A 24396-nucleotide genomic window follows, 5' to 3' on the forward strand; every position below is an offset into this window, starting at 1 on the left:
GCCCATGAAAAAAAACCTCCCTTCCCCGGCCCCCGCGCGCGGCCCGGCCGACCACGACGTGCGGGACCAGATCGTGGCGGCCGCGACCGAGCACTTCAGCCGGTACGGCTATGAAAAGACGACCGTGTCCGACCTCGCGAAGGCCATCGGTTTCTCGAAGGCCTATATCTACAAGTTCTTTGAGTCGAAGCAGGCGATCGGCGAGATGATCTGCGCGAACTGCCTGCACGAGATCGAAACCGACGTGCGCGCCGCCGTCGCGGAAGCCGAGCTGCCGACCGAAAAGCTGCGGCGGATGTTCAAGGTCTTTACCGAAGCGAGCCTGCGGCTGTTCTTCCGCGACCGCAAGCTGTACGACATCGCCGCGTCGGCCGCCACCGGCAACTGGCAGGCGGTGCAGGCCTATGAAGCACGCGTGCAGAAGCTGCTGCAGGACGTGCTGCAGCAAGGCCGGCAAAGCGGCGAGTTCGAGCGCAAGACGCCGCTGGACGAAACCGTGACGGCGATCTACCTGGTGATGCGCCCCTATCTGAATCCGCTGCTGCTGCAGTACAACCTCGACACGACCGACGCGGCGCCCACGCAACTGTCGAGCCTCGTCCTGCGCAGTCTCGCCCCCTGAATCGACGTCGCTTGTGACCATTGACTATCTTAGTCACTAGATACACAATGAAAGCCCCGATCACTTCGTCAGTGGGTCTTTCATGGTCCGGCGTCGCCTCGCTCTCCTCGCAGTCGCTTCCGCACTGCCCCTCGCGCTAGCCGCCTGCAGCGGAAAAGCGCCTTCCGATCCGCGCACGGAGGCGCCGCTCGTGCGGACCGCCATCGTGCAGGCGGCCGTTCCCGCGTCCCGCTCGTTCACCGGAACCGTCGCCGCACGCGTGCAGAGCGACCTCGGGTTCCGGGTGTCCGGCAAGGTGCTGGAGCGGCTCGTCGACGCCGGACAAACCGTCCGGCGCGGCCAGCCGCTGATGCGGATCGATCCCGTCGACCTGAAGCTCGCGGCCCGCGCACGCGACGAAGCCGTGGCCGCCGCACGGGCACGCGCGCGGCAGACCGCCGAGGACGAAGCCCGCTACCGCGACCTGCGCGGCACCGGCGCGATTTCGGCATCGGCCTATGACCAGATCAAGGCGGCGGCCGATGCCGCGCAAGCGCAGTTGAGCGCCGCCGAGGCCGACGCCGGCGTCGCGCGCAATGCGACCGGCTATGCGGAACTCGTCGCGGACGGCGACGGCGTCGTGATGGAAACGCTCGCGGAACCCGGCCAGGTCGTCAGCGCGGGCCAGCCGGTGGTGCGGCTCGCGCACGCCGGCAGCCGGGAGGCCGTGATCCAGCTGCCCGAAACCGTGCGCCCGGCGCTCGGGTCGATTGCGCAGGCCGAGCTGTTCGGCAAGCAGGACGCGGGCGTTCCCGCGACGCTGCGCCAGCTCTCCGATACCGCGGATGCCAGAACGCGTACGTTCGAGGCACGCTATGTGCTGCAAGGTGCATCGGCCGGCGCACCGCTGGGCGCAACCGTCACGATCCGGATCGCGGACGACGCGCGCGCGGCGCCGCCAACCGGCCTGCAGGTGCCGATCGGCGCGCTGCTGGACGCAGGCAAAGGGCCCGGCGTCTGGGTCGTCGCCGGCAATCCGGCCAGGGTGGCGTGGCGGCCGGTCAGGCTCGAGCATCTGGACGACGACAGCGCCCGCGTATCCGGCGCCCTGAAGCAAGGCGACCAGGTCGTCGCGCTCGGCGCCCAATTGCTGCGCGAAGGCGAACCGGTCCGCGTGTCCCCGCCGGCCGTCGCGGTCGCAAGCGAAGGAGCACGGCCGTGAGCGAGCGCCGATTCAACCTGTCGGCGCTCGCGGTGCGCGAGCGCGCGATCACGCTGTTCCTGATCTGCCTGATTTCGCTCGCCGGGCTCGTGTCGTTCTTCAAGCTGGGCCGCGCGGAGGACCCCGCGTTCACCGTCAAGGTGATGACCATCGTCACCGCATGGCCAGGCGCCACCGCGCAGGAAATGCACGACCAGGTTGCCGAAAAGATCGAAAAACGCATGCAGGAACTGCGCTGGTACGACCGGACCGAAACCTATACGCGCCCCGGCCTGGCGTTCACGACGCTGACGTTACTCGACAGCACGCCGCCGTCCGAGGTGCAGGAGCAGTTCTATCAGGCGCGCAAGAAGATCGGCGACGTGGCGAACGATCTTCCGGCCGGCGTGATCGGTCCGATGGTCAACGACGAATACGCGGACGTCACGTTCGCGCTGTTCGCGCTGAAGGCCAAGGGCGAACCGCAGCGTCTGCTGGTGCGCGATGCGGAGATGCTGCGCCAACGGCTGCTGCACGTGCCGGGCGTGAAGAAGGTCGACATCATCGGCGAGCAGGCGGAGCGCATTTACGTGCAGTTGTCGCACGACCGGCTCGCGACGCTCGGCGTGAGCCCGCAGGACGTGTTCGCGGCGCTCAACGGACAGAACGCGCTGACACCGGCCGGCTCCGTGGAGACGCGCGGGCCGGAGATCTTCATTCGCGTGGACGGCGCGTTCGACAAGCTGCAGAAGATTCGCGACACGCCGATCGTCGCGCAGGGCCGCACGCTGAAGCTGTCGGACATCGCCACCGTCGAGCGCGGTTACGAAGACCCGTCGACGTTCATGATCCGCAACAACGGCGAACCCGCGCTGCTGCTCGGCATCGTGATGCGCGACGGCTGGAACGGGCTCGACCTCGGCCGCGCGCTGGACCACGAAGTCGGCGCGATCAATACCGGGCTGCCGCTCGGCATGAGCCTGACCAAGGTGACCGACCAGTCCGTGAACATCAGCTCGGCCGTCGACGAATTCATGGTCAAGTTCTTCGCCGCGCTGCTCGTCGTGATGCTGGTGAGCTTCGTCAGCATGGGCTGGCGCGTCGGCCTCGTCGTCGCCGCGGCCGTGCCGCTGACGCTCGCGGTGGTATTCGTCGTGATGGCCGCGACCGGCAAGAACTTCGACCGCATCACGCTCGGCTCGCTGATCCTCGCGCTCGGCCTGCTGGTCGACGACGCGATCATCGCGATCGAGATGATGGTCGTGAAGATGGAGGAAGGCTACGACCGCGTGGCCGCGTCAGCCTATGCGTGGAGCCATACGGCCGCGCCGATGCTGGCCGGCACGCTGGTGACCGCGGTCGGCTTCATGCCGAACGGCTTCGCGCGCTCCACCGCGGGCGAATACACCAGCAACATGTTCTGGATCGTCGGGATCGCGCTGATCGCATCATGGGTCGTGGCGGTGGTGTTCACGCCGTACCTCGGCGTGAAGATGCTGCCCGACTTCAAGAAGGTCGAAGGCGGTCACGACGCGATCTACGATACGCCCCGCTACAACCGCTTCCGCCGACTGCTGACGCGCGTGGTCGCCCGCAAATGGCTCGTCGCCGGGTCGGTCGTCGGCCTGTTCGTGCTCGCGATGCTCGGGATGGCGATCGTCAAGAAGCAGTTTTTCCCCATCTCCGATCGGCCCGAGGTGCTGATCGAGGTGCAGATGCCGTACGGCACGTCGATCTCGCAAACCAGCGCCGCGACGTCGAAGGTCGAAGCGTGGCTCGCGAAGCAGAAGGAAGCGAGGATCGTCACCGCGTACGTCGGCCAGGGCGCGCCGCGCTTTTATCTGGCGATGGGGCCGGAGCTGCCCGATCCGTCGTTCGCGAAGATCGTCGTGCGCACCGACAGCCAGGACGAGCGCGACGCGTTGAAGGCGCGCCTGCGGCGGGCCATCGCCGACGGCCTCGCGCCCGAAGCGCGCGTGCGCGTGACGCAGCTCGTGTTCGGTCCGTATTCGCCGTTTCCGGTCGCGTATCGGGTCACGGGCCCCGATCCGGACAAGCTGCGCGGCATCGCGGCCGACGTCGAGCGCGTGATGACCGGCAGCCCGATGATGCGCACGGTCAATGCCGACTGGGGCACGCGCGCGCCGACGCTGCACTTCACGTTGCAACAGGACCGCTTGCAGGCAGTCGGGTTGACGTCCAGCGCGGTCGCGCAGCAACTGCAGTTCCTGCTTACCGGGGTGCCCGTCACCGCGGTGCGCGAGGATATCCGGACCGTGCAGGTGATCGCACGTTCGGGCGGCGATGCGCGGCTCGACCCGGCGCGGCTCGACGACTTCACGCTGGCCGGCGCGAACGGGCAGCGCATTCCGCTGTCGCAGGTCGGCAAGGTCGACGTGCAGATGGAGGAGCCGATCATGCGCTGGCGCGATCGCGTGCCGACGATCACGGTGCGCGGCGACATCGCCGACGGCTTGCAGCCGCCTGACGTATCGGCCGCCATCACGAAGCAGCTTCAGCCGATCGTCGACAAGCTGCCGAGCGGCTATCGGATCGAGCAGGCCGGCTCCATCGAGGAATCGGGCAAGGCGACGACTGCGATGCTGCCGCTGTTCCCGATCATGCTGGCGATCACGCTCGTCATCATCATCTTCCAGGTGCGCTCGATCTCCGCGATGGTGATGGTGTTCATGACGAGCCCGCTCGGGCTGATCGGCGTCGTGCCGACGCTGATCCTGTTCCGCCAGCCGTTCGGCATCAATGCGCTGGTCGGCCTCATCGCGCTGTCGGGCATCCTGATGCGCAACACGCTGATCCTGATCGGCCAGATTCACCAGAACGAACAGGCGGGACTGGATCCGTTCCACGCGGTCGTCGAAGCGACCGTGCAGCGGGCGCGCCCGGTGATCCTCACCGCCATGGCGGCCGTGCTCGCGTTCATTCCGCTCACGCATTCGGTGTTCTGGGGAACGCTCGCGTACACGCTGATCGGCGGCACGTTCGCCGGGACGATCCTCACGCTGGTGTTCCTGCCGGCGATGTACGCGATCTGGTACAGGATCCGGCCCGGCCATTCCGCCGGTTCGCGCCACGGCCGGCATGAACCGGCCTCGCGTGCCGAGCCTGCACTTCAGCCTGCGCTGGACGCGCGCAATTGACGCCCCCATTCACCGTATCGAAGGAAACAGCCATGTCGAATTCCACCGTTGTCGTCGTGACCGGCGTATCGTCGGGCATCGGGCGCGCCGCCGCAGAGCAGTTTGCCAGGCGCGGGTGCCGCGTATTCGGCACCGTGCGCAGTATCGCGCGAACGGCGCCCGTCGCCGGCGTCGAGCTGATCGAGATGGACGTTCGTGACGACGCGTCCGTTCAATCAGGTATTCAAACGATCATCGATCGCGCCGCGCGTATCGACGTGCTCGTGAACAATGCGGGCACGAGCCTGATCGGCGCGGTGGAGGAAACCTCCGTGACGGAAGCCGCGGCGTTGTTCGACACCAACGTATTCAGCATCCTGCGTACGACCCATGCGGTGCTTCCGCACATGCGGGCACAACGGCGCGGACGGATCGTCAATGTCAGCTCGGTGCTCGGCTTCCTGCCGGCGCCCTATATGGGACTCTATTCGGCATCCAAACATGCGGTGGAGGGTTTGACCGAATCGCTGGATCACGAGCTGCGCCAGTTCGGCATTCGCGCGACGCTGGTCGAACCGTCGTTTACGCGGACCAACCTGGACGTCAATGCGCCGCAGGCAAGCGCGCCGATCGCCGATTACGACCGCGAGCGAATGCTTGCGTCGCGCGCCGTCGTCGACAGCGTGAAAACCGCGCCGGCCCCCGATGGCGTGGCCGCCACCCTCGTCGACGCAGCGCTCGGCGCATGGCGGATGCGACGGACGCCGACCGGCGAGGCGTCGCTGTTGCGCAAGTTGCGGCGCTTCATGCCGGCCGGCCCGGTCGATTCGAGCCTGCGGAAAAAATTCCGGCTCGCGTGACGCGGCGGGCCGACGAAACATCCTTGAACGAGGTATCCACCATGGAGATCGGCATCATCGGAACCGGCAATATCGGCGGGACGCTTGCGCGCCGGCTGAAGGTGGCCGGGCACGACGTGCGGGTCGCGAATTCGAAGGGGCCGAAGGGCGTGCAGCCCTTCGCGAAGGAAATCGGTGCGCACGCCGTCGACGCGACGGCGTGCGTCAATTCCATCTGGATTTCGGATTCGGCAAGGATTTCAGAGCCGAATTCGAGGTCGTCAATATCGCGGCGTCCGGCAACGTCGTGCCGAGCGAACGCGTGGACACCTTCTTTCACACCAGGGGCGGCACGATCGTGCTGCCCGTCATGGGAACGCTCACGATCGAAGACGGCATGATCACCGTGTGGCGCGACTATTTCGATCCCACCGATTTCGATCGGCAGCTTGCGTCGATCAAGCGCTAAATCGCGCATTCACGACTTCGCGCATCGATATCCAGGACCAAGGTCGAGCCTCTCGGCTCGACCCATGATTGGCCAGGACCTAACGTCCCCGATGCGACACGCTCATGGCGAAGTGCACGTATAGTCCTGCGACTTGCGGATTGATTGGACACCACCCCGTCCACGATCCCGTCTGCCGCATCGCATTTGTCTCGAATCGCTTTCGCGAGCAGCGAAATCCTTCGTCTCCTCCTGATTGGAATGGCATCGCGTCACGGTCGGGGACGCCAGGACATGCTGCCTGCGTCGTGCGTGCGCATTGGTCTCGCGCGTGACATTCAGACGAGACACATGCCATTTCCAGGAAAACACCTAAGGATGGTGTTCAGAACTCGTTTTGCCGCACTGAGCCATCAACATAGAGCCGATGCGGTGCAAGCGGTGCGACACCTGGCTCGAATGCAGCGCGACGTTCGGCATAAAGAAGGCGCCGATTGCCTCCCCGCTCGGGCGGCTTTTGCGCTCATGCAATGGCCTCGCGCATCAGTCGTTCGCGCGTCATCCACAGATTGCTCAGAGCGAGCAGCGTGTGCAACTGCTGCGTGTTCTTCATCAAGCCGCGATAGGTGTCAACGCCGATTGAAATTTGACCAGGTGGGGGTGCGGACAAAATCTTGGACTACCTTGGAGGTAGTTCATGTATTCATACGAAGACCGCGTTCGAGCGGTTCAGCTCTACATCAAGTACGGCAGGAGCGCAGCGGCAACTATTCGCGAGCTGGGATATCCTTCGCGCAAGAACTTGGCACGGTGGTACCGTGCGTTCGTTGAGGTTGGCGATTTGCCGGCGGGCTATCGCCGCTCCAGGCCACGTTACTCCACCGAACAGAAGCAAATCGCTGTCGAGCATTATTTGAGTCATGGCTGCAATTTTGCCGGGACCACGAGAGCACTGGGGTATCCGTGTCGCGCAGTGCTGGCCGCGTGGGTCTACGAGCTATGCCCCGATATTCGGAAACGTCTTGTCAGCAATGCTCGGAATGTGCCGTCGTCGCCAGTGTTGAGGCAGGCAGCGGTCATTGAGCTGTGCACCAGAGACGAAGGTGCACGTGTGATCGCGGAAAAGATAGGCGTGAGCAGGCCGACGCTATACAACTGGAAAAATAAGCTACTCGGTCGAGAGGCTCCGGCATCCATGAAACGCCATAAGAATCCGGCATCGGCTCCTGAGCGGGCAGAACTGGAGCAGCAGCTGGAATCGCTTCGACGCGACATACGGCAGCTGCAACTCGAACACGACATCCTGAAGAAGGCCAATGAACTGTTAAAAAAAGGCCTGGGCATCGACCCGCGGCTCCTGAGCAATCGGGAGAAGACGACGCTGGTTGATGCCCTGAGGCAAATCTATGCACTGCCAGAACTGCTCGCCGTATTGGGTCTTGCCCGCAGTTCCTACTTTTACCATCGTGCACGACTGCTTGTTGCTGACAAGTATGCTCGCGTGCGTCACGTCATCACAGACATCTTCGAACTCAATTACCGTTGCTACGGCTATCGCCGGATACGCGCGGCACTTGGTAAGCAGCAGGTCTTCATATCGGAGAAAGTCGTGCGACGCTTGATGAGGCAAGAAGGCTTGACCGCTGGCAGTGCCCGCCGGCGTCGCTACGGCTCCTATCAAGGCGAAATAGGTCCCGCGCCAGAAAACCTCGTCAATCGCGATTTCCGGGCGGCGGCGCCGAATAAAAAGTGGCTCACCGACATTACGGAATTCCAGATTCCAGCCGGCAAGGTGTATCTATCGCCCGTGATCGACTGCTTTGATGGGCTCGTTGTCAGTTGGTCGATCAGCACGCGTCCGGACGCCGAGCTTGTGAATACCATGCTCGACGCAGCGATCGAGACAGTGGCCAACAGCCAACACCAGCCAATGGTCCACTCCGATCGCGGTGCGCACTATCGCTGGCCGGGGTGGCTCTCACGGATGCGCGATGCGAAGCTGATTCGCTCGATGTCGCGCAAAGGTTGCTCGCCCGACAATGCGGCATGCGAAGGTTTCTTCGGCCGATTGAAAACGGAACTGTTCTATCCTCGGACCTGGCAGGCTACAAGCATCGAGCAGTTCATCGAGGCGGTCGATTCTTACATCCGCTGGTACAACGCCAAGCGGATTAAGATCTCGCTTGGCTCACTGAGTCCGCTCGAATACCGGGAGCGCCTCGGGCTCGCGGCATAAACCAGTCCAAGATTCTAGCCGCACCCCCGGTGGGTCATTTTTACATCGGCGCTAACAGATAGCGCACCTTCAGATGCCACCGTGCGCGGCGATGAACATGGCGACGGCCGAGCGACAATAGGATTCGATTTCGTTGTCGTCCCCTGCTCTCGCCTCATCGAAGCGTGCGATAAGCAGGAGATCGGATCCTTTGAAAAGCGCGGCAAACAAGCGGGCGGACCGGTGAGCATCGGGTACGTTCAGAGTCGCTTTCGCGTGCAACTGACGCAACACGGCCTCGATTTGGGCGATGACATGGGCGGGCCCGGCTTCGTAATGGAGCTTGCTTAACGACTTTTGATTCGTCTTGTCGGCCAAAACCATGGCTTCGACACTGCGGACGTCCGGGCTCAACAGCGTGCGAAGCAGCGATGATCCCACCGCCATGAGCTGATCTTCAGCCGAACCGTCGACGCCTTCGGAAAGGGTCTGTGGTGCAAACTGATGGCAGTGGGCCGCCATGGCCGCGCTGAACAGCGCCTCCTTGTTCTCGAAGTGCCGATAGATGCTTAGCTTGGATATCTTCGCCCGCTGGGCGACCTTGTCCATGGTCGTCGCTTGAAAACCCAATTCCACAAAGAGTTCGCAGGCGGCGTCGACGATCGTTTGGCGAAGCGCCTCGTTGGCGGGCCGGCCGCGCCGGCCCTGGTTGTTTTCGGTCACGACAATTCCAGTACTTGACAGTATTCAAATTCTTGCACTACGATACCACGCAGTATCTTAAATGTGCAAGCCAAGGGTAGGTTTCAACCGGTTGTCCAAATCAGGTTTCCCCGGAGCGCCCGGCGATATCGAATGCGGCATTGTCCGGCCGGTCAATACAGCCATGGGCAACTTTCTCGCCAATGCCGAAGCCCTGCTCGCTACCCGTCTTGAGCGCGTATCGCTGGACGATATTGCACACCACGCCCAGCCCCCCCTCCATCCACAACACGGAGCTCCTCACCATGAATGACGTCATCATCATCGGCGGCAGCTTTGCCGGCCTCGCCGCCGCCCTGCAGCTCGGCCGTGCCCGCCGCAAGGTCACCGTTCTCGATACCGGCCGGCCGCGCAACCGCTTTGCCGGCCATTCGCATGGCCTGCTCGGCCACGATCACAAGCCGCCGCTGGACATCCTGGTCGAGGCGCGGCAGCAGCTGGCGCGCTATCCGACGATCAGGCTGGTCAATGCCCGGGCAGAGAGCGTGTCTGGCGCCATCGACGATTTCTGCGTCGTCACTGACGATAACGAAAGCCTAAGGGCGCGCCGCCTGATCCTGAGCTATGGCCTCGCCGACCAGATGCCTGATGTGCCGGGCTTTGCCGAAAGCTGGGGCACGTCCATCGTGCCCTGCCCCTATTGCGACGGCTTTGAAGTCGCCGGCCAGCATTGGGGCCTCGTTTGGTCCGGCCCGCAGTCGCACCAGTCTGCCAGGCTGTTCCGCGATTGGACTGACAAGTTGACTGTCTTCGCCGATGGTCATGACATTGCGCCCGATATCCAGGCCGATCTGGCGCGCCGCAACATACCTGTCGTCGATGGCCGGATCGTCGAGATCGCCCATCGCATGGGCCATATCACCACCGTCAATCTCGATACCCCCCGCAATGTCGCGGTCGACGTCCTGTTCGCCCAACCGCGCAACAAGCCGTCCGCAAGCCTGCATGAATCACTGGGCCTCGCGACGGTCGATACGCCCACCGGCATCGTCCTCAAGGTCGACGAGCGCCGCCAAACCAGCATGCCCGGCATCTACGCCGCCGGCGACCTCGCCACGCCCTTCTTGCCCTCGGTCACCCAGGCATCATCGCAGGGCGCGATGGCGGGTATCTTCGCCCAGCAGTCGATGCTGGTTTGAGAGCCCGGATTCCCTTCTCCGGTCGCATTGTCGCCTTCGAAGAGGCTGGCGTAGATCGGCGAGGTGAAGGAGGACGGATTGTCGAGTTTGACGGAATGGCAGGAGCGGGTGTCCTTCGAGTTCCGGCGCCAGGCGGCAGCGATCTCGACGCCTGAGACGATCTCTCGCAGGTCTTGCGCCTTATCGCAGGTGGAGGCGGGTTTGTTCGAGACGATGCGCGCCTTGGCATCGATTCGGCTCTCCCCTTGCCTCGAACAAAGGGGAGCTAGTTGAGAACGAATCAGAACAAGGAGAATTGAAATGAACGCGTCCCACCCAGGCACGTGAGAGCAAGAGAGGGGTGGATCCTCGCGGGCCAACGGCATCGATGTGCCCAGGTGGAAAATGCACGCATTCCCCGGCAACCGGAGGATCCACGATGAACAGTATGGCCGTGGGCGTCGATATCGCCAAGAACGTGTTCCAGGTGCATTACGTTGATCAGGCAAGCGGCGAGATCGTGAGCAAGGCGATCAAGCGGGCGAAGTTCCTGGAGCACTTCGTGAATCGTGACCGGTGCGTTGCTGATTCACGGCGCGCGCAGCGTACTGACGCACGCGAAGGAGCCTGGGCCATGGGTCGAGCAGATCAAGAAGCGACGGCCGACGAATGTTGTGATCGTCGCACTGGCCAACAAGATGGCGCGAACGATCTGGGCGGTACTCGCTCATGAGCAACCGTATCGAAAGGACTACATCAGCGTGAAACCACGCCTGATCGGTTCGTGCGAGGTAGAAGATCAACATTTACACAGGGTGAACGTCGAAAGGTTGCGCAGCAATCGAGTGTGATGACGAGCCAGGTAGGACCTGGGCCCGCCAAGCCTGAATGTCACCAAGAGCTTTGAGCTCGTTAGGAGAATGAGGCGCGGGCCAGCGGATTTCATAGGGGCCCGCAGCGGCGGTATCGACTGCATCAAGGCCGGATATAGAGCTGCAGCCCATCCTGTCTGTCGGAACACACGAGAACTGTTGCAAACGGGACGCGTTCATATAGATGACATGGCAGAGCAAAATGCCTATCAGGTCGCCGACTGGAATGGTCAAAGCGGGGAGCGCTGGGTCGCCAATCTGGCCCGGCTCGACGCCATGGTGGCGGTGTTCGGCCAGGCTGCGATCGAAGCCGCCGCGCCCGCGGCGGGTGAGCGCGTGCTGGACGTCGGTTGCGGCGCGGGCGCGTCGAGTCTGGCTCTGGCCGCCCGCGTCGGCGCGCGGGGGCAAGTGCTGGGCGTGGACATATCCGCACCGCTGATCGGCCGAGCGCTCGCGCTTGCGCCACAAGATACGCCGGTCGTGTTCCAGGTGGCCGACGCCAGCAGCGCCGAGCTGCCCGAGGGCGCGTTCGACATCCTGTTCTCGCGTTTCGGGGTAATGTTCTTCGACGATCCGACAGCGGCGTTCGCCCATATGCGACGCGCGCTGCGGCCGGGCGGGCGGGTCGCTTTCGTCTGCTGGCGCGGCGCGGCCGAAAACGATTGGGTGCGCGTGCCGATGGGCGCGCTCAAGGGCATCGTCCCGCCAAGCGCGCTGCCCGATCCCGAAGCGCCCGGCCCATTTTCGTTCGGCGACCGGGGGCGCGTGGCACGCATCCTGACGGCGGCCGGCTTCACCGATATCGCTATCGCGCCCTTCGATGCTTCCGTCCCGTTCGGCGAGGGCGGGACGCGGGACGCAGCGATCGACGACGCGGTGAAGATGACGCTCGAGGTCGGCCCGCTGTCGCGCGCGCTCGCTGATCAGCCCGACGACATCCGCGCCCGCGCCTCGGCCGCGGTTCGTGCCGCCTTCGCGGGCCTCCCTGGTGAGCGGTCGGTGATAATCGACGGCGCGGCGTGGATCGTTATGGCACGCAATCCGGCAAGCTGACAGGGATTAAGAGGCGAGACACCCCCGCTCGGTGGAGCCGGGCGTCTTTGGACGCTCAGACTGATGTCCCTTCTGGTTTGGAAGCCACCATTAGCGAGCCAGGGGATTTGATGGCGGGGTACAGCGTTTGCACGACACTCGAAAACGTTGGTGCACGTGCTTAGGGATGCTATTCAAAACTTTTGCCGGCCTCGCCTGTCGGAGAAGGATTCCCGAGCAGAGAGAAGTCCATGAAGCAAAGCGACCTTGGTCTGGACCTGAGCAACCGACGGACGTGTACGGGATTGTCGTCACCGCAAGCGAGCGCAAACGTTCGAGCCTCACTGTCGTGACACCGCTTTGATGGGACCCACTGCGGCAACGCACGGTGTCGAGAATTACACGCCGGACAAAGCCGTGATCGCTTCCCGGCTTCCAACCAGTTCCCGAAGTCGGAATTTCTGGATCTTTCCCGTGCCCGTCTTGGGCAGTACCCCGTGGACGACGCGAACGGGGCATTTGTAATGGGCAAGCCGTTCTCGGCAAAAGCGAATGATCTCGGCTTCGTCCGGAACCGCGGCGCCGGGCTTCAACTCGATGAAGGCGCACGGCGATTCACCCCATTTGGCATCGGGCTGAGCGACGACGGCCGCAATCAGCACCGCTGGATGCCGATGAAGAACATCTTCGACCTCGACCGAAGAAATATTCTCTCCACCCGAGATGATGACGTCTTTCGAGCGGTCGGTGATCTGGATATAGCCATCCGGATGCACCACGGCGACGTCGCCCGTGTGGAACCACCCGCCGCCGAACGCAGCCGCCGTAGCGGCCTCGTTCTTGAGGTAACCCTTCATCACGACATTGCCGCGAATCAGCAGTTCGCCTTGCGTCTTGCCGTCCCAAGGCACGGACGCACCGCTACCCTGATCCGCGACCCGCAGCCCCTCCAGGCCGGCCGCCCGACTTCCCTGTCTCGCCATGAGGCGCGCCTTGTCCTCCGACGTCAGTCCGCTCCACGCCGGCTCGACGAAGCAACTCACGGGCGTACCCGACGCTTCGGTGATGCCGTAGACGTGCTCCACTTCGAAGCCCATCTCCGACACTGCCTTCAGTACGGCAGCCGGTGGAGGTGAACCGGCCGTTCGCACACGAACCGTGTGCGGCACCGGCAAGTGCTCTGATTCGGGCGAACTGGCCAACGATGCGAGTACGATGGGCGCCGCGCAGAAATGGTCGACACGGTGCTGCCGAACTGCCTTGAAGATGTTCGAGGCCGTCACCTTTCGCAGGCAAACATGCGTGCCTGCCGCCGCCGTGACCGCCCATGCGAAACACCACCCGTTCGCATGAAACAACGGAAGCGTCCAGAGGTATACCGGGCGACGCGGCATGCCCCAATCCGTCAGTTGAAGCAGGCTCATCAGATACGTGCCGCGGTGGCTCGCGACCACGCCCTTGGGGTCGGACGTCGTTCCGGATGTGTAGTTCAGCGCGATTGCATCCCACTCGTCCGATGGCCAGACGCCGGGAAATTCGGGATCACCTTCGGCCAGGAACGCCTCGTACTCGATTTCTCCGATCGGGTCTCCGGACGTCGCCTCAATGTCGGCAATATCAATGATTAGCGGCTTGTTCTCGAGTTGTTCAAGCGCGCTTGCCGCCAACGAGGAAAACTCGCGGTCCACCAGCAGGATCTTGCATTCGCCATGACGCAGGATGAACCGAACGCCATCTGCATCGAGCCTGCAGTTGATCGCGTTCAGAACGGCCCCGGACAGCGGCACCCCGTGATGCGCCTCGATCATTGCCGGCGTGTTCGGCGCAAGGATGGATACCGTGTCCCCACGCTCGATCCCGCGCTTGACCAATGCGCTGGCAAGACGACGGCATCGCGCCCTCGTCTCTCGCCACGACTGCGTCGACTCTCCATGAATGATTGCAATGTGATCGGGATACTGGTCCGCGCATCGGTCGAGAAAATGAAGCGGTGTGAGCGGCACGTGATTGGCCTGCGTGCGCTCCAGCCCCTTTTCATAGATGTTTTCGCTCATTTCCACGTCTCCTCATCGGTTTATGACTGCGCGTCCGTGGACGTATTCCGTCCTTGATCTGCCAAAGCAGTCTAGAGAAGGTTCGGTACTCGAAATGTCTCCCCCGAGACATTCCCGCGGGCCTCGCTGATTTCATCGAAGCGAGACGCCGATTGTCTTGCGCAAGACATTGGCGTCGCGCGTAGATGGCTACTCTCGTCGTATGGACGTTCGGTTCGCACGATTGGATAGCGAGGTCATGGATGGAACGAGCAGCAGCACCGCCGCAGGAACTGTCGTCGATCAGATCGGCGGTCGAATGGGCAATTGCGACGCGACGCAGCGTCAGGGCTTATCTTCCGACGCCGGTGCCCGACGCGACCGTCACGGCAATTCTTGATGTGGCCCGCTACGCCGCGACCGGCGTGAACATTCAACCGTGGAAAGTCCAAGTCGTCACCGGCGCGGCTCGAGACCGCGTATGCAATGCGATCAGGAAAGTCGACGCCGATCCGTCGCTGGCGGACATGCACGCCGATGAGTGGAACTACTACCCGAACGAGTGGGTATCTCCATACATCGACAGACGGCGCACGCTCGGATGGACGCTATATGGGCTGCTCGGCATCCGAAAGGACGATAAACCGAGGATGCGCGAACAGCACGGGCGCAACTACCAATTCTTCGATGCACCCGTCGGGCTGTTCTTCACCATCGACCGCGTGATGCAGCAGGGCAGCCTGCTCGACTACGGCATGTTCCTGCAGAACATCATGATCGTCGCGCGCACCTATGGCCTCGGCACGTGCCCACAGGCCGCCTTCATGAAGTATCACAAGATCATCGAGGAGGAACTTGGCCTCGGGTCCGACGAAATGTTCCTGATTGGAATGAGCATGGGCTACGCGGACGAAAGCCGTGTTGAAAACGCCCTCGTGTCGGACAGGGCGCCCTCTTCTTCTTTCACCGTCCATCACACCACCTGAGTCCGCCGGCAGAGCGGTCGTCACTTGCAGCACCCGCGATATCCACAAGGAAATGGAGGAGACAATGAGTCACGAAATCGATGTCCAGAAGGTTATACATGGTGCAAGATTCTCCCGCTTTCACGGCTTGATCCTGTTCTGGTGTGTCCTGATCCTGGTTCTCGATGGCTACGATCTCGCCGTCGTCGGCGCGGCGCTTCCGTCGATCATGAAAGATATGGGCGTCAACGCGGCAAAGGCCGGCTTCATGGCGAGTTCGGCACTGTTCGGCATGATGTTTGGCGCCATTTACCTAGGAACGCTGGCCGACAAGATCGGTCGCCCGGTTTGCCTTTGCGCATGCATCGGGTTATTCAGCGCATTTACCGCTGCGGCCGGCCTCACACACGATCCCGTGTCCTTCAGCATCACGCGGTTTCTGGCCGGCCTCGGAATCGGCGGCGTCCTGCCGATCGTCACCGCTCAGATGGGCGAGTTCGCACCGCGTGCCATCCGGGCACGCCTCGTCACGATCGTGTTTGCCGGCTATTCGATCGGCGGGATTCTCGTCGCGCTGACGGGCAAGCAGATGATCGAATCCTATGGCTGGCAATCGGTCTTCTTTCTCGCGGGGACACCGGTGTTGCTCATCCCGTTCATCCTGATGACGATGCCCGATTCCCTCGCGTTCCTGATACGTAAAAATCGTGCCGCGAAAATAGAAACGACGATCCGCAAGATCGCGCCGGACGTGCGGCTTCAACCCGGCGACCGTTTCGTCATGCCACAGCAGGCAATGAGCAGCACGCCCGTGGCGAGCCTGTTCCGCGATGGCCGCGGATTCAGCACCGTCATGATCTGGGTCGCGTTCTTCATGGGGCTCTTCATGGTGTACGCGCTGAGCTCGTGGCTGACGAAACTCATGGCAATGTCGGGCTACAGCCTGGGGTCGGCATTGACGTTCGTACTCTTCTTCAACGTCGGCGCCGTCGCAGGCGCGATCGGCGGAGGCTGGCTTGGCGACAAGTACAACATCAAGTACGTGCTGGTGGCGTTCTACGCCACCGGGGCTGTCTCGCTGGCATTGATGGGATACACCAGGTCCACCGAACTGCTGTTCCCGATCGTGTTCGTGGTCGGCGGCTCGACGCTCGGCACCCAACTCCTCGCGTACGCGTATGCCGGGGAGTTCTACCCTGCGGTGATCCGGTCGACGGGCGTCGGGTTCGCGTCCGGCGTCGGTCGCCTCGGCGCGATTGCCGCCCCCTTGCTGATCGGCTTGTTGGTCACCATACGCCTGCCCCTTGAACAGAATTTCCTGGCGATCGCGCTTGCCGGCGTACTGGGTACCCTCGCGGTCACGATGATCGACCATCGCCGCAGCGCGGTGTCACGGCACGATGTGGGCGTGGCTCCCACGCGCGTCGATGCCACATCGTCCGCCAGCAGCTAGACGGCTCATTTCCCGCCGCGGGCTGGTCGAAACAGTTTGCAGCTCGCGTTCAGGCGCCGACGTTGCAGGATCACCGGCGCGGAACGCACCACGCGGGCAGCAGAGGCCGGAGTTCGCGCGGTGCTCCGTGCACGAGACGCCCGCCCCGCGCGCACCGCCCGTGCAGGCAATGTCGCCATCACGCAACCGTCACCGGCAATACCGGAGAGCCGGACACGCCACGCAAACAAAACGTGATGATCGCCGTCACGTGGGCGCTGGCTTGCTCGGCATCGGGTGCGGTGCCGCCGGTGAGCGGGACGACCAGTCCCTCGAACAGACACCCGACAATGCAGTCGGCCGAAGCCATCGCATCCTGTGCCGGGAATTCGCCGTTCGCCATCCCCTGCTCGATGATCGTCTTGAATACCCTCGCCAGCGCTCTGTGAAAGGTCAAGCGCATTGCCTCGACATCGGGCTCGACAGGTTCGGCGACCAGCGAATAGGCGAGGCGCCGGCCCTGCAACGCGCGGCTGGCGAACGTCCAGACGGCGGCACCGAGACGCTCCGCCGCTGTGCCGTCGCGCATGGCGATGCCGGCGACAACATCGACTTCACGCTGTGCCGTCGTCCTGACCACCTCGACCATCAGGTCCGTCTTGGATGCGAAATAGCGATACAGCGTGCCGATCGCGATTCCCGCGGCTTCCGCGATCGCATACATCTGCGCGTCGCGAAACCCCACTTCGGCCACCAGATCGCGCGCAGCCTTCACGATCAACGGATGCTTGTCGGCCCCTCTGCGGCGAACGCGAACACGCGCCGGACTAACTGGAATTTCCATTTCATTTACCGTCACATCCGAAGCACGCGCAGGCATCCCGCCGTGCTTCGCTGCACCACCACGATCGCAAAACGTTGAATCGTCTGACCGTTGGCTCCCTGTACATTGCGAATCATACGCCTATGCGAAAAACCAGGTAACGGTTCGTGGTGTGCCGGTACAAACACCTAGCGCCCGCGCCTTGACAGTGAGTATGCCGGAACCTACTCTTAAGCGAATTTCAATTCTATTTAACGGACTGGCCGGCACATCCTGATTTTCCGAACGGCCCATGCACCAAGTGATGCGTGGCGTCAGGAGCCCTCGCGCAACGGCACGCTACTGTTCCGAACGATGAACCAACTGTGTGGCATTCAAACCATCGACGCAAAGCGGGAAGCGGTGCCTCCGGCCGCGGAGATGACGCGGCCCTGCAACCGCGAGAATCTCGGCGTCCGAAAACATGACGACGACTCCAGCAACCCGGCCGCCGTCACCGTCGACGACTTTCTCGCCCGCTGCACGTGGTACGCCAATCTGACCGACGGCCAACAGGAAATGGTCAAACGAGATTGCTTCGACAGGTCCTACGCTCCCGGTGCAATCGCTTGCCACCGGGGCGACGCCGTGGATCATTGGCTCGGTGTGATCGAAGGCATCGTCAAAGTCGATACCGCGTCGAAAAAAGGCCGTGTCGTCACGTTCGCGGGCATCCCGGCGGGCTCGTGGTTCGGGGAGGGCAGCGTCCTGAAGGACGAACCTCGCGCCTACTCCGTCACCGCGGTCCGGGACAGCCGGTTGGCCTTCATGCCTCGTGCGACGTTTTTCTGGCTCCTGGAGAACAGTCATGCATTCAGCCGCTATGTGATCGACCAGCTCAACGCCCGATGCGGCTACTACATCGGTCTGGTTCAGAACTTGCGGATACAGGAGGCGCCCGCACGCGTGGCGTTTTGCCTGACCGAGCTCTTCAACCGGCAGTTGCATCCCGCCACGACGACGACGCTCGGCTTCTCGCAGGAAGAGATCGGCAGGCTTTCGGGGCTCTCCCGCCAAAACGCCAATCGCGCGCTGCGGACGTTGGCCGATGCAGGCCTCATCCTCGCCGAATACGGGGCCGTGCATATCCTGGATCTCGAAGGACTGAGGGAATTCGCGCACTCGGAGGATTGAATCCGCGCACGCGGGAGGAACAGACGGGCCGGCCTGCAATGAAGGCGCACTTCAGGGCCGGTGGAATCGGCTTTGGCGGGACCGCGATGCATCGCTTCGCTATTGGGTCCTGCCGCCATCGCTATCGCACCGCCACCGCCTTGATCTCGACGATATAGCCAGGCGAGCCGCCCAGCATGTGCGCGCCGACCGCCGTCCACGCCGGCTTCGGATGCGCGCCGAGGTAGCGGTCGCGCACCTGCATGAACAGCGGCAGGTCGCGCATGTCGGTATGGAACGTGGTCAGGTCGACCACGTCGTCGAGCGACGCACCGCCCGCCTCCAGCACGCGCTTCAGGTTCTCGAACGCCTGCACGATCTGCGCCTCGCGGTCTTCCACCAGTTGCATCGCCGCGTCACGGCCGATCTGGCCGGACACGTACACGGTATCGCCAACCTTGATCGCCGGCGCATAGCCGATTTTTTCGTACACGGCTTCCATGCCGGCCGGAATGATCGCCTCGCGTTTGTGCATGAGTGTCTCCGTGGCCGGGCTCGCGGCGCCGGCCGGTTGTGTGATTGTCGAATCGCGTGCACGCGCGGCTGCGGCACGTGCACGCCCGAGGCACCGGGTTCGGCAAGCCGCCGTCGCTCAACCCGTATCGCCGCCCGCGACCGGCAGCACCGTGCCGGTGATGTAGCTCGCGTCGTCGGACGCGAGGAACAGGATCGGCGCGATCTGCTCGTCCAGCGTGCCGTAGCGCTTGAAGAACGTCGAGTCGGTCACCTGCTTCACCGCCTCGGCCATCCACGCCTGTTCCTGCTCGTTGTCGCCGGCCGCGTTGCGCGGCACGCGGCGCGGCGGCGCCGTGGTGCCGCCCGGCGCGGTCGCGACCACGCGGATGTTGTGCTCCGCGTATTCCATCGCGAGCGCCGCCGTCAGCGCATTGACGCCGCCCTTCGCGGCCGAGTACGGCACGCGGCGAATCCCGCGCGTCGCGTTCGACGACACGTTGACGATCGTGCCGCCGCCCCCGGCCAGCAGATGCGGCAGCACCGCGTGGCAGCTATAGAGCGTCGGCATCAGCGAGCGGCGGATTTCCGCGTCGATCTGCGCGGGCTCGAACTCGGCGAACGGCCGCATCCGGATCGCACCGCCGACGCCGTTGATCAGCACGTCGATCCGGCCGAACGTCGCGACCGCGCACGCCATCGCCGCGTGCGCGCCGTCGTAGGTCTCGAGATCGGCGACGAAGCCGGCCGTGTTGCCGCCCGGCGCTTCGGCAGCCACCTCGGCCACGAAGTCCGCGCGATCGACGAACAGCACCCTGCCGCCCTCGGCCGCCGCGCGCAGCGCGACGCCGCGGCCGATGCCCTGCGCCGCGCCGGTGACGACGACAACCTTTCCGGAGAATCGTTGCATGGTCATGCCGCCTTCGCCGTCACGTTCGGCGTGAACTTCTCGTAGTGGAAGCTGTTGGGCTTCACGCCTGCGTCGTCGAAGTACTGGCGCACCGCGTCGACCATCGGCGGCGGGCCGCACAGATAGACGTCCACGTCGCCGTCGTTCAGCGCATCGGCCGGAATGTGCTGCGTGACCCAGCCCTTGCGTTCGTGGCTCGACGCCGCATCGGCGACGACGGTCGCGTAACTGAAGTTCGGCAGCTTCGCCGCATACGCCTCGATCGCGTCGACCAGCACGAGGTCGAGATCGCGCGTCACGCCGTAGATCAGGTGCACCTTCTGCTGCGAGCCGCCGCGCGCGAGCACCTCGAGCATCGACAGGAACGGCGCGAGGCCGGTGCCGCCCGCGAGGAACAGCAGCGGCCGCGCCACGTCGCGCAGGTAGAAGCTGCCGAGCGGCCCGTTCAGCTCCAGCGTGTCGCCTGGCGCGGCCGTCTCGAGCCACGTGCTCATCACGCCGCCCGGGATCTTCTTGATCAGGAAGCCGACCTTCGCGTCGCCCGGCGCGGACGAGAACGAGTACGACCGGTGCTGGCCGCTGCCCGGCACGCCGATGTTCACGTACTGGCCCGGCAGGAACGCCGGTGCGGCCGCGTCGACGTCGAGCTCGAGCACGATCGCCGCATCGTTGTGCTGCTCGACCTTCGTCACGGTCGCGGCAAACGCGCTGTGGCCGGTCTTGCACGCGACCGACGACGTCGGCACCGCGATCACGCAATCGCCTTGCGGCACCATCTGGCACGTCAGCACGAGGCCGCCGTCCTTCTCGTCCTCGGTGAGCGCGTCGTCGATGTAGTCGTCGCCGAGGTCGTAGCGGCCGCTTTCCGCGCGGCACTTGCAGGTGCCGCACACGCCGTCGGAGCAGTCCATCGGCAGGTTGATCTTCGCGCGGAATGCGGCGTCGAGCACCTTCTCGCCGGCCTTGCAGTCGATGAAGCGGGTCACCCCGTCCTCGAAGTTCAGTGCAATCTTGTAGGCGGACATGACATCGTCTCCCTGTATTACGTGTCGAAACAATCGGCGTCAGACGTGGTACACGTCGAGCACCTGCCGGATGTAGTCGTTCTTCAGCACGATCCTCTTGTTCGAGATCAGCAATGCGTCGCCCGAGCGGCGCAGCGTGACGAACATCGTGCCGAAGAAGTGATCGGTGACGCGGTAGCGGTGGTTGAGCGTGTGGAAGTTGTAGCGCACGTCCACCTCGCCGTCGCGCTCGGCCAGCACCTCGACGTTCGTCACGTTGTGGCTGGTACGCGGCTCGGGCGTCGACGCGCCGCTGCGCTCGGTCTTGATCCGGAACACGCGATCCTCGAGGCCGCCGCGATCCGCGTAGTACATCAGCGAGATCTGGCTGTGCGGATCGTCGGTCGGCCGGTCGTCGTCGTCCCATGCGGGCATCCAGTACGTGACGTCCTCCGTGTAGCAGGTCAGCCACGCGTCCCACTCGCGATCGTCGAGCAGGCGCGCTTCGCGATACAGCGCCGCGCAAATGGTCCGGTAATCGATGTTCATGCCTGTCCCTCCCCGCGTTCCTGCTTCAGCGCATCGCGCATCACGTGCACCCAGTGTTCGTGCTGGCACACGAACAGCCCTTCGTCCTCGCTGCGCTCGCCCGACATGCGCGGGTTCAGCCCCATCTTTCTCGCGTTCTCGTCCGGCCCGTCGATCCACAGCGGCGCGCCGCGCGACAGGTCGTTCCACATCGCCGTGATGCCCGCGTAGCCGGCCTGGCATGCGCGAAACTCCTCGAGGTCGTCGGCCGTGCCCATCCCGGTCACGTTGAAGAAATCCTCGTACTGGCGAATCCGCGTCGTGCGGTCGGCTTCGCTCTCGCCCTTCGGCGCGAAGCAGAAGATGCTGACTTCGGTCTTGTCGACGCCGAGCGGGCGCACCACGCGAATCTGCGTGCTGAACTGGTCCATCAGGAACACGTTCGGGTACACGCACAGGTTGCGGGTCTGGTTCACGATGAAGTCGGCCTGCACGTCGCCGACGCGCGCCTCGATCTCGTCACGGTGCTGGTACACCGGCCGCACTTCGGGGTTCATCGTCTTGGTCCACAGCAGGATGTGGCCGTTGTCGAAGCCGTACACGCCCGCGACCGACTTGCTCCAGCCGTTCGCATCGACGGCCTTGGTGCCGTCTTCCTTGCGGCGGCCCATCGTCGCCGCGTAGTTCCAGTGCACGGTGCTCACGTGATAGCCGTCGCAGCCGTTCTCCATCTGCATCTTCCAGTTGCCTTCGTAGATGTAGGAGGAGTTGCCGCGCAGCACCTCGAGCCCGTCCGGCGCCTGGTCGACGATCTGGTCGATGATCACGCGCGCCTCGCCGAGGTAGTCCTCGAGCGGCAGCACGTCGTCGCCGAGGCTGCCGAACAGGAAGCCGCGATAGTTCTGGAAGCGCGCGACCTTCTTCAGGTCGTGCGAGCCGTGCGTGTTGAACTGCACCGGATACTCGGTCGTCTTCTCGTCCTTCACCTTCAGCAGCTTGCCGGTGTTCGAGAAGGTCCAGCCGTGGAACGGGCAGGTGAAGCTGCCCTTGTTGCCGTGCTTGCGGCGGCACAGCATCGCGCCCTTGTGCGCGCAGGCATTGATCACCGCGTGCAGCTCGCCGGTCTTGTCGCGCGTGATGACGACCGGCTGGCGGCCGATCCACGTCGTGTAGTAATCGTTGTTGTTCGGGATCTGGCTCTCGTGCGCGAGGTACACCCAGTTGCGCTCGAAGATGTGCTTCATCTCGAGCTCGTACAGCGCCTCGTTCGTGAAGATGTCGCGGCGGCAGCGGAAGACGCCGGCCTCCTTGTCGTCCTGCACGGCGGTGGCGAGCAGGTGGTCCAGTTCGGTGGTGGGGTCGATCGTGGCGGACATGTTGGTTCCTCCTGTGCGCGTGCCGGGTCCTGCAAGCACGCTCGCATCGGTATCGATTGAATCTCGCGGGGACCCGGCCGGCGGCGGCGCATGCGCGCCGCCGCGCCGTCGGGTGGTTATGCCGTGGCGGAAGCGCGCAGGCGTTCGACGATCTGGTTGTCCTTGCCCTCGACGCGCGGCGTCAGGACGAAGTTGAACTCGATGTCCTGGTACGCATCGGCCTTCAACCCGAGCTCGGCGCCGCCGGTCTTGCCGGTGACGGGCGGAATCAGCGCCTCGCGCGTCGCATACGCGAAGTCATCCCAGATCAGCGGGTCGCCCTCGATGTTGAACTGCGTCGTGAGCTTGCGGTGGTCGTCGCTGGTCACGAAGAAGTGCACGTGCGCCGGGCGGTTGCCGTGACGGCCGAGACGATCGAGCAGCTGCTGCGTCGCGCCCTGCGGCGGACAGCCGTAGCCGACCGGCATCAGCGTGCGGAATGCGTACTGGCCGTCCGCGCCCGTCTTCACCGCGCCGCGCAGGTTGAAATCGCTCTGCTTGCCGGTCGGGTCGAAGTGCGAATAGAAGCCGTGCGAGTTCGCGTGCCAGCATTCGACCAGCGCGCCGGCCACCGGCTTGCCGTCGAGCCCCGTGACCGTGCCGTGGATCACGAGCGGGCCCGCGGCTTCGTCCGCGTCGACGTCGATCTTCGCGACGCCGTCGCGCACCGGCGCGCCGGCGACGTACAGCGGGCCCTCGATCGTGCGCGGCGTGCCGCCGTCCAGGCCGAGCGCCTTGTCCTCGGCGTCCATCCGGATGTCGAGATACTTCTCGAGGCCGAGGCCGGCCGCGAGCAGCGCCGCCTCGCCGTCCTGGCCGAGCTTGTTCAGGTAGTTCACGCCGGCCCACACTTCGTCGGGCGTGATGTCGAGGTCGTCGATCGCCTTGAACAGATCGCCGAGCAGCCGCTGGACGATCTGCTGCGTGCGCGCGTTGCCGCCGTTGCCGTCCGCATTCGACGCGGCCTTCAGCAGATCCTGCACTTCCTTGGTTTCGAATACTTTGACGCTCATGATGGTGTCTCCACGTGTATTGGGGGAATAGTGACCCGGGGTGCTCGCTGTCCGAGAACAGGCGGCTCCGTGGCTCAAACGTCGCCGTCGTGTATCGACGACGGGTGGCGACACAACGGCGTCACCGAAATCTTCATGTACGGGAACAGCGGCAGGCCGGTCAGGATCTCGTGCAGCTCGGCGTTGCCCGACACGTCGAACACGCTGGTGTTCGCGTATTCGCCGGCGATGCGCCAGATGTGACGCCACTTGCCGCTGCGCTGCAGCGCCTGCGAGTAAGCCTTCTCGCGGGTCTTGATCTCGTCGGCCACGCCGGCCGGCAGGTCGGCCGGGAGGTTGACGTCCATGCGTACGTGGAAAAGCATCGTGATGTCCTGGTACGT

General features: G+C 64.0%; 23 protein-coding genes and 3 pseudogenes. 13 read left to right on the forward strand and 13 right to left on the reverse strand.

The genetic code is table 11. The features are described 5' to 3' along the window. Positions 1-4: 4 nt before the first annotated feature. The 6 genes and pseudogenes from DIE22_RS16925 to DIE22_RS38815 all read left to right on the forward strand — a co-directional run bounded on the left by DIE22_RS16925 (position 5) and on the right by DIE22_RS38815 (position 6247). Positions 5-622 (forward strand): TetR/AcrR family transcriptional regulator, encoded by a 618-nt coding sequence (locus DIE22_RS16925; RefSeq protein ID WP_124605589.1) that lies wholly within the window; start codon positions 5-7, stop codon positions 620-622. 82 nt (positions 623-704) lie between these two features. Further along, positions 705-1823, forward strand: a complete 1119-nt coding sequence (locus DIE22_RS16930) for an efflux RND transporter periplasmic adaptor subunit (RefSeq protein ID WP_124605590.1) — start codon at positions 705-707, stop codon at positions 1821-1823. After that, positions 1820-4960, forward strand: coding sequence for an efflux RND transporter permease subunit (locus DIE22_RS16935; RefSeq protein ID WP_124605591.1), 3141 nt, complete (start codon positions 1820-1822; stop codon positions 4958-4960). The genes DIE22_RS16930 and DIE22_RS16935 overlap by 4 nt, the downstream gene beginning before the upstream one ends. A gap of 32 nt (positions 4961-4992) precedes the next feature. Next, on the forward strand, positions 4993-5799 hold the full coding sequence (locus DIE22_RS16940; RefSeq protein ID WP_124605592.1) for an oxidoreductase: 807 nt from the start codon (positions 4993-4995) through the stop codon (positions 5797-5799). A gap of 41 nt (positions 5800-5840) precedes the next feature. Beyond that, a pseudogene (locus DIE22_RS39205) lies at positions 5841-5936 on the forward strand (NAD(P)-binding domain-containing protein); the annotation flags it as partial. A gap of 164 nt (positions 5937-6100) precedes the next feature. Continuing rightward, positions 6101-6247 carry a limonene-1,2-epoxide hydrolase family protein gene (locus DIE22_RS38815; RefSeq protein WP_409410196.1) on the forward strand — a complete coding sequence of 49 codons (147 nt, stop codon included), beginning with the start codon at positions 6101-6103 and terminating at the stop codon, positions 6245-6247. A 502-nt stretch (positions 6248-6749) separates the two neighbouring features. Here the strand turns inward: DIE22_RS38815 and DIE22_RS16960 are convergent. Further along, positions 6750-6851: pseudogene (locus DIE22_RS16960) on the reverse strand (IS5/IS1182 family transposase); the annotation flags it as partial. 72 nt (positions 6852-6923) lie between these two features. Here DIE22_RS16960 and DIE22_RS16965 point away from each other — a divergent pair. Beyond that, on the forward strand, positions 6924-8462 hold the full coding sequence (locus DIE22_RS16965; RefSeq protein ID WP_124605594.1) for an IS3 family transposase: 1539 nt from the start codon (positions 6924-6926) through the stop codon (positions 8460-8462). 69 nt (positions 8463-8531) lie between these two features. Here the strand turns inward: DIE22_RS16965 and DIE22_RS16970 are convergent, their stop codons facing one another. Further along, on the reverse strand, positions 8532-9164 hold the full coding sequence (locus tag DIE22_RS16970; protein ID WP_124605595.1) for a TetR/AcrR family transcriptional regulator: 633 nt from the start codon (positions 9162-9164) through the stop codon (positions 8532-8534). Between the two features lie 100 nt (positions 9165-9264). After that, the gene (locus tag DIE22_RS38250) at positions 9265-9435 is read right to left on the reverse strand and encodes a hypothetical protein (protein WP_185640634.1); all 171 of its coding nucleotides are present in this window, start codon (positions 9433-9435) and stop codon (positions 9265-9267) included. 13 nt (positions 9436-9448) lie between these two features. Here DIE22_RS38250 and DIE22_RS16975 point away from each other — a divergent pair, with 13 nt between their 5' ends. Beyond that, entirely contained in the window at positions 9449-10342 is an 894-nt protein-coding gene (locus DIE22_RS16975) for an NAD(P)/FAD-dependent oxidoreductase (protein WP_124605596.1), read from the forward strand. Here DIE22_RS16975 and DIE22_RS39325 read toward each other — a convergent pair. Further along, a complete protein-coding gene (locus DIE22_RS39325) occupies positions 10237-10707 on the reverse strand; it encodes a DUF736 family protein (protein WP_124605597.1) in 471 nt (156 codons plus the stop codon). The genes DIE22_RS16975 and DIE22_RS39325 overlap by 106 nt on opposite strands. Positions 10708-10902: 195 nt before the next feature. On the opposite strand from DIE22_RS39325, the pseudogene DIE22_RS38820 reads away from it, so the two are divergent. Together DIE22_RS38820 and DIE22_RS16990 are read left to right on the forward strand one after the other, a co-directional pair. Continuing rightward, positions 10903-11172: pseudogene (locus DIE22_RS38820) on the forward strand (hypothetical protein); the annotation flags it as partial. A gap of 210 nt (positions 11173-11382) precedes the next feature. Continuing rightward, complete coding sequence (locus tag DIE22_RS16990) at positions 11383-12246, forward strand: class I SAM-dependent methyltransferase (RefSeq protein ID WP_124605598.1); 864 nt, start codon at positions 11383-11385, stop codon at positions 12244-12246. Between the two features lie 377 nt (positions 12247-12623). Here DIE22_RS16990 and DIE22_RS16995 read toward each other — a convergent pair whose 3' ends face one another. Further along, positions 12624-14279: an AMP-binding protein gene (locus tag DIE22_RS16995; protein WP_124605599.1), complete on the reverse strand. Its 1656-nt coding sequence runs from the start codon at positions 14277-14279 to the stop codon at positions 12624-12626. Positions 14280-14521: 242 nt separating this feature from the next. Here DIE22_RS16995 and DIE22_RS17000 point away from each other — a divergent pair, with 242 nt between their 5' ends. Both DIE22_RS17000 and DIE22_RS17005 read left to right on the forward strand, forming a co-directional pair. Then, positions 14522-15244, forward strand: a complete 723-nt coding sequence (locus DIE22_RS17000) for a nitroreductase (RefSeq protein WP_124605600.1) — start codon at positions 14522-14524, stop codon at positions 15242-15244. Positions 15245-15308: 64 nt separating this feature from the next. Beyond that, the gene (locus tag DIE22_RS17005) at positions 15309-16676 is read left to right on the forward strand and encodes an MFS transporter (protein ID WP_124605601.1); all 1368 of its coding nucleotides are present in this window, start codon (positions 15309-15311) and stop codon (positions 16674-16676) included. A 178-nt stretch (positions 16677-16854) separates the two neighbouring features. Here DIE22_RS17005 and DIE22_RS17010 read toward each other — a convergent pair whose 3' ends face one another. Next, positions 16855-17499, reverse strand: a complete 645-nt coding sequence (locus tag DIE22_RS17010; protein ID WP_124605602.1) for a TetR/AcrR family transcriptional regulator — start codon at positions 17497-17499, stop codon at positions 16855-16857. Between the two features lie 333 nt (positions 17500-17832). Here DIE22_RS17010 and DIE22_RS17015 point away from each other — a divergent pair, with 333 nt between their 5' ends. Further along, the gene (locus DIE22_RS17015) at positions 17833-18651 is read left to right on the forward strand and encodes a Crp/Fnr family transcriptional regulator (protein WP_260426699.1); all 819 of its coding nucleotides are present in this window, start codon (positions 17833-17835) and stop codon (positions 18649-18651) included. A gap of 121 nt (positions 18652-18772) precedes the next feature. Here DIE22_RS17015 and DIE22_RS17020 read toward each other — a convergent pair whose 3' ends face one another. The 7 genes from DIE22_RS17020 to catC all read right to left on the reverse strand — a co-directional run bounded on the left by DIE22_RS17020 (position 18773) and on the right by catC (position 24378). Further along, positions 18773-19165, reverse strand: a complete 393-nt coding sequence (locus DIE22_RS17020; protein WP_124605603.1) for a RidA family protein — start codon at positions 19163-19165, stop codon at positions 18773-18775. Positions 19166-19282: 117 nt separating this feature from the next. Continuing rightward, on the reverse strand, positions 19283-20059 hold the full coding sequence (benD, locus tag DIE22_RS17025) for a benzoate diol dehydrogenase BenD (RefSeq protein ID WP_124605604.1): 777 nt from the start codon (positions 20057-20059) through the stop codon (positions 19283-19285). Then, entirely contained in the window at positions 20056-21078 is a 1023-nt protein-coding gene (gene benC, locus DIE22_RS17030) for a benzoate 1,2-dioxygenase electron transfer component BenC (protein ID WP_124605605.1), read from the reverse strand. Before benC ends, benD begins: the two co-directional genes overlap by 4 nt. 39 nt (positions 21079-21117) lie before the next feature. Continuing rightward, complete coding sequence (gene benB / locus DIE22_RS17035) at positions 21118-21606, reverse strand: benzoate 1,2-dioxygenase small subunit (RefSeq protein WP_124605606.1); 489 nt, start codon at positions 21604-21606, stop codon at positions 21118-21120. After that, positions 21603-22961: a Rieske 2Fe-2S domain-containing protein gene (locus tag DIE22_RS17040; RefSeq protein WP_124605607.1), complete on the reverse strand. Its 1359-nt coding sequence runs from the start codon at positions 22959-22961 to the stop codon at positions 21603-21605. Before DIE22_RS17040 ends, benB begins: the two co-directional genes overlap by 4 nt. Before the next feature lie 116 nt (positions 22962-23077). Next, positions 23078-24013 (reverse strand): catechol 1,2-dioxygenase, encoded by a 936-nt coding sequence (catA, locus tag DIE22_RS17045; protein WP_124605608.1) that lies wholly within the window; start codon positions 24011-24013, stop codon positions 23078-23080. A 74-nt stretch (positions 24014-24087) separates the two neighbouring features. Then, positions 24088-24378, reverse strand: a complete 291-nt coding sequence (catC, locus tag DIE22_RS17050; protein ID WP_124605609.1) for a muconolactone Delta-isomerase — start codon at positions 24376-24378, stop codon at positions 24088-24090. Between the last annotated feature and the right edge of the window lie 18 nt (positions 24379-24396).

The organism is Burkholderia sp. Bp9142, assembly GCF_003853415.1.
In the GTDB taxonomy this organism is placed as follows: Bacteria; Pseudomonadota; Gammaproteobacteria; order Burkholderiales; family Burkholderiaceae; genus Burkholderia.